Below are 12,443 nucleotides of genomic sequence, written 5' to 3' on the forward strand. Positions count from 1 at the left end.
TGGATTGGTGCTAAGATGGCTACGGAAGGTACTTACGACAATGGAAGTGCCATCCTCTCAGGTGCTGCAAAAATCATGTATGGTCAACCGGGAACTTTGCTTTTGGGAGTTATTGTTGCCCTTGCCTGTTTCACCACTTGCGTCGGATTAACCGTTGCGTGCGGACAGTTTTTCTCAAAAAGAATTTCTGCTCTTTCTTACAAAACAGTGGTTACCTTAGTTACCCTTGTAAGTTTAGGGATTACGAATATCGGCTTAAACCAGATCATTGAATACTCTGTACCCGTTCTTGTTTTTGTTTATCCAATAACCATTGTTTTAATTGCATTGACCTTCATGGGAGGACTATTTAACCATTCTCCTTACGTCTATCGAGGTGCTGTCCTTTTCACATCATTTGTGGCGCTATACGATGGACTTGTTGCTTTTGGTTTGGACATGCCCGGTATTACTTCATGGATCAGCCAACTGCCACTATTCGAATTAAATTTAAGCTGGGTTGTTCCCGCTGTAATCGGCGGATTGACTGGAGCACTCTTCCAATTTATAAAAGGTCAAGGGGCGCCATCAGAGAGTTACCAAAACTAAAAAATGATCCCCCTCCGATTTATAATCAGAGGGGGATTTTTTATCCTCAATTATATCCAACCAGCTTTCTACCAGCCATGATTTTTAGATTAATTATCGAGTAATGTTACACTAACTTTCACATCTAAATTTTGGCCTCCGCCTCGATAAACACCCTGAAGCGGGCTTACATCAGCATAATCTCTCCCCGTACCAATTCGAATATGCTGCTCCAGCGCTTCTACGTTATTCGTAGGATCCAAGCCTACCCATCCGATACCCGGAACCATGACTTCCACCCAGGCGTGTGTAGCTGCATCCCCAACTAAGGCAGAATCCTCACCAACATATAAGTAACCACTCACGTAGCGTGCCGGGATTCCTTTTGCTCTTAGTACGCCGATCATGACATGAGCATAATCCTGACATACTCCTGCTTTCAATGGCCAGGATTCATAAGCTTTTGTATTCACATGGGTCACACCCGAGTCATAATAGATGGACAGATTGATATAAGCCATTAAGTCAATCGAGAACTGAATAGGGTCTGATGGATCACCGACCGCATTCACGATCTCCTCGACTTGCTCTTTATACAAGAACGTATAAGGAGTTTCATTCAAATATGCCAAATAATGACGTCTAAAAAGCTCAGAATGAAAGATATTCATCATCTCAGCTGAACTGCGGATCATATGGATAAATGGGCTTTTCTGAATACTGACTGTTGAGATCGTCCTTACAGTAAGATGTTCGTGTTTTTCAGGTATAAAGAATGTTTCCACGTGGTTACCCCATAGATCAATATGCTCTTTAATCAAAGAATTCGGACTGATTTCCGTCCGGTAAGCCAAAAGCCTTTGGCACTCATCCGTTCGCGGTTTCAAACGGATATGGTTCATGCTTTGGTCAACAAAATTTTCATAATAAAAGGTATTTGTATGTTCAATTTGGTATTTCATTATATTTCCTCCTGGCGTCTTGGCTCACTTTGCATGCACAGGTTCAATGAGGTAGTAGGTTTCAGAGAACATTCGACTTACCGTATGGCAGCGATCCTGGAAATGATCCAGGAACTTCATCAGCTCTTCCATATTCATCTCATCGATATCCGTTTCACTGATTTCATTCTGAACCATTTTCAGCATTTGGAACAAATCCTCGGAGTAGTGGGATACCTTACCAGACTCTAAGTTTTGAATCGCTTCTTGCACATGGTTCATGCAATAACGGATCGACCTTGGGAATGTCCCTTCTTTCACTAAAAAGTTTAAGACATTCCTTGATTCCATCGTTGGCGGATTCTCTTTAATATAGGCATCATACCCATTCAAAAACTGCAAGGCTGTCAGCCAATAATAATAATTATCGGTATGGTGGATCGCTTCTTTTCTGTTCTTCTCACACGTGACATTCAAGACGCGTGCCGTTTTTTCAGCTCTCTCCAGCCATTTTCCAATTTTAATAAATGAATAAGGGATGCCGCGGCTCATCGTTGATTCAATGACGCCTTGCGCTGACATGGATGTTCGGACTACTTTTTTGAGATAATCCTGAGTATGCTGCCTCGTATTCGCTAGTTCCTGCCAGTCTTTCTGAGCTAAGTGGAACTCATTCAGCACTTCCCAGAGTTCATCTGGAATGATATCCCTGGTGGATCTCGCATTCTCTCTCGCGTAAAACATGCTGTTCATAAGAGAACTAGGATTCAAAGGGCTGATCGTTAAGTATTGGATGATCGTTTCCCGGTCGAGGCGTTCGTACCGATCAATGTATTCCTGCTGTGATGCACAAATCTCTAATACCTCTCCCCAATCACGATCAGCGATCTCCTGATCCGAAGCTTCCAACATATGGATCAATTGAACACTAAGTACTCTTGAATTGTTTTCGGCGCGCTCGATATTACGCGCCATCCAATATAAAGAATCGGCTACCCTGCTAAGCATTCGGTTGTCCCCCTTCTGTCAAAATCCACGTATCCTTACCGCCTCCACCTTGAGAAGAGTTTACGACTAGAGAACCTTCCTTCAACGCAACCCTTGATAATCCCCCAGGCAGAACATTCGTGTAGTTTCCACTCATGGCGAATACACGCAAATCCACATGACAAGGGTAAAAACGTCCATCTTGATAAGCAGGTGCTCTTGAAAGCTTGATGGTAGGCTGAGCGATATATTGATGAGGCTTCTCAATGATTTTTCTTCTGAATTCATTCCGCAAATCTTCGTCTGATTGTGGTCCGATTAGCATGTCATACCCACCCGAAGCTCCTACGTTTTTAATGACAAGGTCTTCTAAATTCTCAAGCACATACTCAAGCTTTTCCGGATCACTAAGGAAATACGTTTCCACATTCGGAATGATCGGTTCTTCGTCCAAATAAAAGCGAATCATATCAGGCACATAGACGTACATCGCTTTATCATCAGCGACTCCATTGCCGATTCCATTCAATATAGAAACATTCCCTTTCTTGTATGCATTTAAAAGTCCAGCAACTCCAAGTACAGAGTCCGGTCGGAATGCTTCTGGATCAAGGAAGTCGTCATCAATTCTCCGATAAATGATATCCACTCGCTTTAATCCGCGGATTGTTTTCATATAGACGACGTCGCCTTTGACGATCAAATCTCTGCCTTCAACAAGCTCGATACCCATCTGTTGGGCTAGAAAGACATGATCATAGTAAGCGGAATTATACATGCCTGGTGTCAACAATACAGCTGTCGGAGTTGTGTGTGGATCAGCATTGGGTGGTACATGACTGATCACAGCATTGTGCAGTTCAGATAACTGGTGCTCCAGCGTTTCAATAGAGTGTTGGAAAAACAGTTCAGGGTAAACCTGTCTCATCACGTAACGATTTTGAAAGACATAAGACATCCCTGATGGATTTCTGAGATTGTCTTCAAGGACACGATATTCACCATTTTCGTCCCTAATCAGATCCACACCAGCTAAAAACACATGATTATTTAAAGGGATATTCACCCCGCCGATTTGTTTATCATAATAATAAGGATTGTTTTCAATCAGGTCTCCCGGTATAATCCCTGCTTCAACAATCTTTTGCTCATGGTATACATCATCGAGGAAATGGTTTAGAGCACTGATTCTCTGCTTAATCCCTTTTTCGACCTTATTCCATTGTTGTTCCGGAATAATGATCGGAACAAAATCAAAAGGCATAGTCCGTTCAGTGCCTCCGGTGTGGTTATAAACCGTGAAGGTGATTCCTTGACGAAGAAAATTCAATTGTGCCGTTTCATGCTTTTCCTTCAATTCTTGATCCGAGAACTGTTCGATAAGCTGGTGGAACCATTGGTAATGAGTCTTAGGAGCCCCTGTCTGTTCCATCATCTCATCAAAAAAAGAACCTACATCATAATTTTTCAGCACTAAATCTCCCCCATTCGACGTTATAATGAACCATACCCTTAGTTTATCGCAATTACTCAAAAATTGTAAGAAAATTTGCACAAAAATAACCCCTGTGGCCTTCCAAAATACGGATGACCTAAGGGGTTTTGCCTTATTTGATCGAAATGATAATTTTTCCTTTTGCGTGGTGACTTTCACTAATATCATGAGCTTCTTTCAATCCTTTTTCTGTCAAAGGAAAGCGGTGCCCTATCACAGAAGTAAGCTTACCATTTTCCATTAAGTCAGCAAGTTTAGACAGTTTTTCACCACTCGGCTCAAGCCAGACGAATCCTGCTTTGACGTTATGCTTTTCGGCAAGCTTATCGTCAGGAGGCTGGACGATGGAAGGTAAACGACCTCCTTCTTTTAACACCTTGAAGCTTTTCTCTTGAATTTCGCCTCCTAGAGTATCAAGAACGATATCGAAATCACTTAAGACTTCATCAAATTGCTCTTCCCGGTAATTGATGAAACGATCGACACCGAGTTCCTCAACCCACGATTGATTTTTGCCACTTGCCGTAGTTGCAACGTAAGCACCGAAATGTTTAGCTAATTGAATGGCGTACTGACCGACACCTCCTGATCCTGCATGAATCAAAACACGATCTCCTTCTTTAATTTCAGCAAAATCTACAAGACATTGCCAGGCTGTCAATCCTGCAAGCGGTACAGCGGCTGCCTCTTCAAATGGAATATTGTCCGGCAATGGAGCCAGTAACTCCTCATCTACGGCCACATATTCCGCATACGTACCAAAGCGTGTGGTCGCTGGTCGCGCAAAGACACGATCTCCCTGTTTATATTGTTTTACAGCACTCCCCACTTCTTTCACTACTCCCGCTGCATCCCATCCTAATATTATCGGGAAGTCGAAATCGAGCATCTCCTTTAAGTAACCTTCTCTTAGTTTCCAATCTATCGGGTTGATTGAAGTGGCATGCAGCTCGACAAGTACTTGGTTATTTTCGAGCGTTGGATGATCCACTACTTTTTCCACGAGTTGTTCTTTACCGCCATATTGTTCTATGACAATTGCTTTCATGATGTTTTCACTCCTTTATTTGACGATCACGACATATATTTTCCCCTATCATTCCAAAACAAACGTGATAAGATGAGAAAAGATTAAAGCAATAGCAAGAATAGATAAAAGGATGAGATCAATATGATGGAAAAAGCCGAACAACTTTTGCAGCAGTATTATGGGTTCCCTTCCTTCCGTCCAGGGCAAGAACAAGCCATAAGCCAAGTATTAAGCGGCCAAAACACACTGGCTGTCATGCCTACAGGTGGTGGGAAGTCGCTTTGCTACCAGATCCCCGGGTTAGCTCTGCCTGGGACAGCGATCATAATTTCCCCGCTGATTTCTCTAATGAAAGACCAGGTGGATGCCTTAAATTCTTATGGTATTGCCGCTACTTATATAAATAGTTCCCTGTCAACGGAAGAACAAAGACAGAGGATTTTCGATATGGCCAATGGTGCATACCAGTTCGTTTATGTAGCACCTGAACGATTTGACTCTGGACATTTTCTTTCAGCTGTCAAAAGCATGCAACTATCCTTGATCGCATTTGATGAGGCCCATTGTATTTCCCAATGGGGTCATGATTTCAGGCCAAGTTACCGGTCAATTGTGCCAACACTGAAACAGATCCCGAACCTTCCTGTATTCATGGCTTTAACTGCAACAGCTACCAGAGAAGTCATCAAAGACATCATGCACTTAATTGATGTCCCTGAAAACTCTGTCGTCAATACAGGGTTCGCTCGCCATAATTTATCTTTCCGTATAATTAAAGGAAGAGATAAACGAGACTTCGTAGAAGAATATTTGAAAAGCCGATCAGAGGAATCAGGCATCATCTATACCGCGACAAGAAAAGATGCGGACCACTTACAACAGTTGTTGTCGAAAAAGGGTTTTTCTATCGGAAAATATCATGCCGGTATGACAGAAAATCAAAGAAAACAGGTACAAATGGACTTTGTACAGGATGAAATCACTACCATTGTCGCCACAAACGCCTTTGGTATGGGAATAGACAAGTCGAATGTCCGGTACGTCATTCATTACTCGATGCCGATGAATATTGAGTCTTACTACCAGGAAGCTGGACGTGCCGGACGAGACGGAGAGCCAGGGGACTGTGCCCTTCTCTTCTCAAGTCAGGACATTCATCTGCAGCGATTTTTGATTGATCAATCTCCTTCAGAGGAAAAGAAACAAGAAGAATATGCCAAATTACAATCGATGGTCAATTATTGTCATACTCATACGTGCTTACAGCAATATATTCTTGAGTATTTTGAAGATCCTACCCCTACTGAGCCATGCGGCAAATGTTCGAATTGTACGTATGAAGGAGAAAAGCAAGACATGACGAAAGAGGCCCAGATGGTCTTATCCTGCGTGAAACGGATGGGTGAACGCTTTGGTGCAGGTTTGACCGCAAAAGTATTGAAAGGATCGGCGGACCAAAAGGTAAAGCAATTCCGCTTCCAAACTCTTTCCACTTACGGAATTATGTCCAACTATACAGAAAAAGAATTGACACGGTTCATTCATTTTTTAACGGCGGAAGGCTATTTGACACCAGGGCAAGGCCGATACCCAACCTTGCAGTTATCAAATGAAGCTGTCTCCGTTTTAAAAGGAGAACAGCCTGTCGTCATGTTAGTGGAAGCTACGACGACTCATCAGGAAGAAGAATACAATCCAGAATATTTCCAAGAACTTCGCACCTTACGTAAAACGATCGCAGATGAGAAAGGGCTTCCGCCTTATGTGATTTTCTCTGATGCAACTCTGAAGGAATTCTCGGTTTATTTACCTGAAAATAAACGAGAGATGCTAGCCATTAAAGGAGTTGGAGAACAAAAATATGAACAATATGGAGAGAGATTCCTAGCACTGATCAAGCCCTGGAGTGAACAAGCAGACTCTAAACCAAAGCCATCTTCTAAACCATCTTCTTCTATCGTTAAAAAGGACCCAACTGACGAAAGGCCAAGCCATATCATTTCGTTTGAGAGATGGGATCAGGAAAGGAAGTCAATAGAGGAAATCGCATCAGAGCGTGGACTTAGTAAACAAACCGTTGAAAGCCACCTGTTACGGCGTGCCCAGGAAATCGAAGACTTTGACTGGGGTCGTTGGTTTGATGAAGAACAAGAGAAAGCGGTCCTCCGTCAGTACGAAGAATTAGAGGAAAAGAAATTAAAACCTTTGAAAGAGGGATTACCTGAAGATTATACCTACTCCCTTATAAAAGCTGTCCTCTACAAGCATAACCTAATGAAGTAGATAGAGCGCTGCCTTTGACTGGCAGCGCTTTTGTTGTTCTTTTCTTTCATTTCATTCTCTTTAAACAATTGCAACTAAATGATTGGTAAAAACTTTGCTAGGGACTCTCCTGCTTCCTTATAATAAAGGCAGGAGGGATTGGATGACGAAATCTAAAATTACTAGAGAAACCGTTAGAGAACTTGACCAAAACGACCCGTTACATGCTTTCAAGGATGAATTTTATACTAAAGAAAAGAGCTATTATATGGATGGCAATTCTCTCGGACTGCTCTCTAAAAGAGCAGAACAATCATTATTGACGTCTTTGAATGATTGGAAAACTTATGGCATTGATGGATGGACAGAAGGAATTGAGCCCTGGTTCTACATGTCAGAGAAAATCGGAGAGATGACAGCTCCTTTAATTGGAGCAAAACCACACGAGGTAATCAATACAGGTTCGATTACAGCTAACCTTCATCAACTGCTCGCTTCTTTCTATAAACCTACAGGAAAGCGAACGAAAATCATTGCAGACGTACTTAACTTCCCTTCTGATATCTATGCCCTGAAAAGTCAGATTGCGCTCCAGGGACTGAACGCAAGCGAACAATTGATACAGGTTGAGAGTGAGGATGGATATACACTATCGGAAGATCATATTATCGAGCAGATGAACGAAGAAGTCGCTCTTCTATTATTACCTTCCGTGCTTTACCGAAGCGGTCAACTCCTTGATATTAAAAGAATAACAAGAGCAGCTCACGAACATGGAATTGTTGTAGGCTTTGACCTCGCTCACTCCATCGGTGCACTTCCTCACCAATTAAACGATTGGGGTGTCGACTTTGCGGTGTGGTGCACGTACAAATATTTGAACAGCGGCCCGGGTGGCGTCGGAGGATTGTATGTAAATGAAAAACATTTAGGACAGAAACCTGGATTAGCTGGGTGGTTCAGCTCTAAAAAAGAAAAACAGTTCGATATGGAGCATGAATTAACACCATCCGAAACAGCTAGTGCTTATCAAATGGGAACTCCTCACATCTTAAGTTCTGCCCCTCTTCTTGGGTCTTTGGAAATTTTCCATGAAGCAGGTATGGAACAGATAAGGGAAAAGTCACTTGCTCTTACTCGCTTGATGATGAACTTACTTCATCAGGAACTCCCGGATTTCGGTTTTCAAGTAGCTAATCCTCTGGAGGATGGACGACGAGGCGGTCACATTAGCTTGCTTCATCCAGAAGCAGCAAGTATATGTAAAGCGCTGAAAAACGAAAATGTTATTCCGGACTTCCGTTCTCCAAACGTCATTCGTCTGGCACCAATAGCACTCTATATCTCATTTGAAGATGTATATGACGTCATGTTCCTGCTGAAAGACATCATGCAGAACGAAAAGCACAAACAATTCAAAAATGAAAGAGGTATTATTGCTTAAGGAGGCTTTATTATGAAACTAATTGATATTTCTATGAACTTAAATAATCAAACTCCTGCATGGCCTGGGGACGAACCCTTTCGTTATCAATTGACGATGTCCATCGAAGAGACGGGCTCAGTGAATATCGGCCAATTCAAGGCTAGTAATCATACAGGGACTCACATAGACGCTCCATTTCATTATGATAAAGAAGGATTAAAAGTTGCTGACCTCCCGCCTGAGCGCTTCTTCGGTGATGTCTTGGTCCTCAACATGGAGAACAAAAAAACCATAACAAAAGCAGACCTTCTTCCTTTTCAGTTCAACAGTGTCAACAAAGTTATTTTTCGTACGATGAGCTGGAAAGACCGCACCCGCTTCCCGGAGTCATATACCGTAATTGGTGAAGATGTCGCTTCCTTCCTACGTGAACATGGCATCGACCTGATTGGTGTGGATACCCCTTCTGTAGACCCTGAAACAAGTAAAGATCTCCCTGCCCACCACTCATTATATGAGCAGGATCTATTAATTTTAGAAGGATTGCAACTTGACCATGTCGCTCCTGGTGCTTATGAGCTTATGGCATTTCCGTTAAAGATGGATCAAGCTGACGGCAGCCCAGTGAGAGCGATTTTAAAACAAAAATAAAAGCGATTGGCGCAATAATGCGCCAATCGCTTTTATTATTTATCAGTGATTTTCTGTTGTTTTGCCATATCCTTCGCTACACGCGGTGCCAACCAGATCATTGGCAGAAGAAGAATGGATACAGGTACAGCGGTTACGACAATGAAGTTTTGCAGTTGCGTAATCCCGCTATCACCAGTGATAAGAAGAATAATAGCTACAGCTCCCATTAAAACAGCCCAGAAAACACGAAGCCATTTCTTAGGGTTTCCTTCCCCAGTAACAGCCATTGCAATTGTATAAGACATTGAATCGCTTGTCGTTACAACGAATAAAATCGTCAAAATCAAGAATAATGGTGAAATGATAGATGCTAAAGGAAATTGTTCTGTAATCGCAAACATCGCTGCAGGGTTACCTGCTGCATTCAAGGCATCTGAAACAGAACCAGGATTATTCAGTTCGAAGAAAATTCCTGACCCGCCCAATACCGTAAACCAGAAGGTAGAAATGACAGGTGCAAAGATAGAAATAGCCACAATAATTTCACGAATGGTACGCCCTCGGGAAATACGACTGACAAGGATAGCCATCATTGGGCCATAACCGATAAACCAGCCCCAGAAGAATACCGTCCAACCGGATAACCAGCCCGTATCCCCACGGAAAGTACTCATAGGAATGAACTGGTCAACATAATAACCAAAACCAGATAGGAAGTGATCAATAATAAATCCGCCCGGTCCAAAAATGACGATAAATGCCATCAGCGCAATTGCCAAACGGACATTAAAACTACTTAGATATTGAATCCCTTTGTACAGACCTGTAACTGCTGAAATCGTTGAAATTAGGACAACAGCAAAAATGATCGAGAATTGTGTGCTGAATTGATTAGGAATTCCAAAGATCTCTTGCAGTCCATAGCTTGCCTGAAGTCCTAAGAACCCGATTGGACCAATCGTCCCTGCTGCAACAGCAATCACAGAGAAAGCATCAATAGCTGTTCCTAACCAGCTGCTTCTCAGCTTCTCTCCAAAGATTGGGTAAAGCAAGGTTCTTGGTTTCATTGGCATACCTTTATGGTAATGACCATACATCATCACGACAGCACTGATTGTACCGAGAATCGCCCAGGCTAAGAAACCCCAGTGCATGAAACTTTGAGCAAGAGCAGGGTTTATGGCTGCTTTCGTTCCTGCTTCAATACCGGATTGGTGAGGAGGAACCGTCAAGAAGTGATACATCGGTTCAGCCGCTGCCCAGAAGACACCGCCCCCAGCAAGCAGAGTAGCCATAATAATCGACAGCCATTTGTAAAGGCTGATTTCCGGCTTCTCCATATTTCCTAATTTCACTCGCCCGTATTTAGAGAAGGCAAGACCAATCCCCACGAAAAACGTCAGTAACATCAGGATTTGCCAAAACGCTCCAAAATACTTGGCAGACCAAGCAAAACTTTTGTTCACGATGGTTTCAATTAAACTAATATCAATAAGTGCAAGAAATACGAAAAGTACTAATAGTCCTCCGCTAATTGCAAAGACGGGCCAATCAATACGCCCATTTTGTTTATTATTCATAAATAACTCCTTTAAAAGTAATCATGTTTTTTTGGCACATTTAGAGACCATAACACTGCTCTTATTATGCTGTAAAGTGTTAAGTTTACCCATGGTGAAATTATTTTTCTTTCTGGCATAAAAAATCACGCCTTTCAAAGGGCGTGATTTAATAAAAACGATCTATTCTGCCTCATCATATTCAATCTCTTTATCTTTATGGCGTTTTTGGCATTCTTTGCAAAGTTTTACTTCAGCTTCTTTCTTTGAAGTCAATAATTTACCGCAGTTTCCACACTTTCCGAACTCATTCGGATTCGCCTGGAAACCTGGAAGTTCATTCTCTGGACCTGGCATATTCATCTCTCCTTTATCAGCATTGCTATTATGCCTTATTCCCTATCAATCATGTACTCAATCATCGTGTCAATTCTTTAGCTACCATCAAACCCGAAAGTGTAACCCCAAGCGTACCTGCTCCCGGAAAGACTGTATCTCCACATTGAAAGACACCTTCAATCCCTGTACGTATCGAATAACTGTTCAACCAGCTAAAACGCCCCTCTGGAGCATAGCCTCCAACTTTTCCATGATTTCTTCTCAACCACTTTTGAAAAGTGACAGGAGTACCCGGAAGAACGACATCCAGCCCAAGCGAAAATCCAGGAAAATAGTGATCGACGGTGCCAATGAGCCGCTCTGTCATTTTTTCCTTTTCTCCTTTATAGTCTTCTGTCTCCCACCACTGATTAATGGACGTATGGGTAGAGAGAGTTAATGACCTCTTCCCTTCAGGAGCCATTTTTTGATCAGAAGGATCTGATAAGGAGAGTAAAAACTGACCTCCATCATGCAGTTCGTCAGGATGGTTTGGATCAATGAATTGATGGTATAAGACATCTGTCGATTGAAACACTTCCTGCGTAACACCCGCATGGATGATAAAAGCCCCCCAAGCCTCCCTTTTCATTTCCTTATTCTTTTTTATATAGGAATGTTTACCTAAATTGACAGATAACGTATCATGTAAATTATGGACGGAATTATTTAAGATGACTCTTTTGACCTCATATTTTTTCTTGCGTTTCGAATGCAGTCGAAAATGAGAGCCTTCCCTCTCAACAAGATGCACTGGATGGCGAAGCAACACTTCGCTTCCAGATTCACGAATATATCCAGCCAGCTGTTCTGCGACCGTCGCCAGGCCCCCATGAACGGCATAGGCACCTTTGTGGAACGTCTGTAAGGCAGCACACCCAAGAAAAGCAGGGCAACGATCTACGCTCGTTTGAACACTATCCATTAATTCTCCATTCAAAAATGTTTTGAATAAGTAGTGATCATGAAGTTCATACTTTTTCAATCGGTCTTCAACTGTTTGGCTCATAAATGGAAGCAGTTGTATGGACTCACGATTTAATAAATCCGGAAGACGGCCCCAATCTTTTATGGTCTTCGGAGGGAAAATCGGTAATTTCTCAACTAAAGAATCGACCATTTCCCCTACTTTGAATACTTCTTCGTAAAAAGCTTGAATCTGATG

At 42.3% G+C, this 12,443-nt stretch carries 11 protein-coding genes; 4 read left to right on the forward strand and 7 right to left on the reverse strand.

Going from position 1 to position 12,443, the window contains the following annotated elements; all coding sequences use genetic code 11:
• Positions 1-588 (forward strand): branched-chain amino acid transport system II carrier protein (locus LD39_RS17595; RefSeq protein ID WP_035550809.1); only part of this gene is annotated, 588 nt, incomplete at its 5' end.
• An 89-nt stretch (positions 589-677) separates the two neighbouring features.
• Here the strand turns inward: LD39_RS17595 and LD39_RS23640 are convergent.
• The 4 genes from LD39_RS23640 to LD39_RS17615 all read right to left on the reverse strand — a co-directional run bounded on the left by LD39_RS23640 (position 678) and on the right by LD39_RS17615 (position 5,038).
• A complete protein-coding gene (locus LD39_RS23640; RefSeq protein WP_035550812.1) occupies positions 678-1,529 on the reverse strand; it encodes a transglutaminase family protein in 852 nt (283 codons plus the stop codon).
• A 24-nt stretch (positions 1,530-1,553) separates the two neighbouring features.
• Positions 1,554-2,516 carry an alpha-E domain-containing protein gene (locus LD39_RS23645; protein WP_035550815.1) on the reverse strand — a complete coding sequence of 321 codons (963 nt, stop codon included), beginning with the start codon at positions 2,514-2,516 and terminating at the stop codon, positions 1,554-1,556.
• A complete protein-coding gene (locus LD39_RS17610) occupies positions 2,509-3,969 on the reverse strand; it encodes a circularly permuted type 2 ATP-grasp protein (RefSeq protein ID WP_035550818.1) in 1,461 nt (486 codons plus the stop codon). Before LD39_RS17610 ends, LD39_RS23645 begins: the two co-directional genes overlap by 8 nt.
• A 133-nt stretch (positions 3,970-4,102) precedes the next feature.
• Complete coding sequence (locus tag LD39_RS17615) at positions 4,103-5,038, reverse strand: NADP-dependent oxidoreductase (protein ID WP_035550819.1); 936 nt, start codon at positions 5,036-5,038, stop codon at positions 4,103-4,105.
• Between the two features lie 123 nt (positions 5,039-5,161).
• On the opposite strand from LD39_RS17615, the gene recQ reads away from it, so the two are divergent.
• The 3 genes from recQ to kynB all read left to right on the forward strand — a co-directional run bounded on the left by recQ (position 5,162) and on the right by kynB (position 9,359).
• Entirely contained in the window at positions 5,162-7,303 is a 2,142-nt protein-coding gene (gene recQ, locus LD39_RS17620) for a DNA helicase RecQ (RefSeq protein WP_035550822.1), read from the forward strand.
• Between the two features lie 142 nt (positions 7,304-7,445).
• Entirely contained in the window at positions 7,446-8,726 is a 1,281-nt protein-coding gene (kynU, locus tag LD39_RS17625) for a kynureninase (RefSeq protein WP_035550825.1), read from the forward strand.
• A gap of 12 nt (positions 8,727-8,738) precedes the next feature.
• Positions 8,739-9,359, forward strand: coding sequence for an arylformamidase (gene kynB, locus LD39_RS17630; RefSeq protein ID WP_035550828.1), 621 nt, complete (start codon positions 8,739-8,741; stop codon positions 9,357-9,359).
• A gap of 35 nt (positions 9,360-9,394) precedes the next feature.
• Here the strand turns inward: kynB and LD39_RS17635 are convergent, their stop codons facing one another.
• From LD39_RS17635 to LD39_RS17640, 3 genes are all read right to left on the reverse strand, one after another.
• Positions 9,395-10,921, reverse strand: a complete 1,527-nt coding sequence (locus LD39_RS17635; protein WP_035550830.1) for a BCCT family transporter — start codon at positions 10,919-10,921, stop codon at positions 9,395-9,397.
• A gap of 162 nt (positions 10,922-11,083) precedes the next feature.
• Positions 11,084-11,257, reverse strand: coding sequence for a hypothetical protein (locus LD39_RS23215; RefSeq protein WP_197061453.1), 174 nt, complete (start codon positions 11,255-11,257; stop codon positions 11,084-11,086).
• 61 nt (positions 11,258-11,318) lie between these two features.
• Positions 11,319-12,443 (reverse strand): NAD(P)/FAD-dependent oxidoreductase (locus LD39_RS17640; RefSeq protein WP_035550834.1); only part of this gene is annotated, 1,125 nt, incomplete at its 5' end.

Origin of the sequence: Halobacillus sp. BBL2006, from assembly GCF_000786645.1 — a bacterium.
Taxonomy (GTDB): Bacteria; Bacillota; Bacilli; order Bacillales; family Halobacillaceae; genus Halobacillus.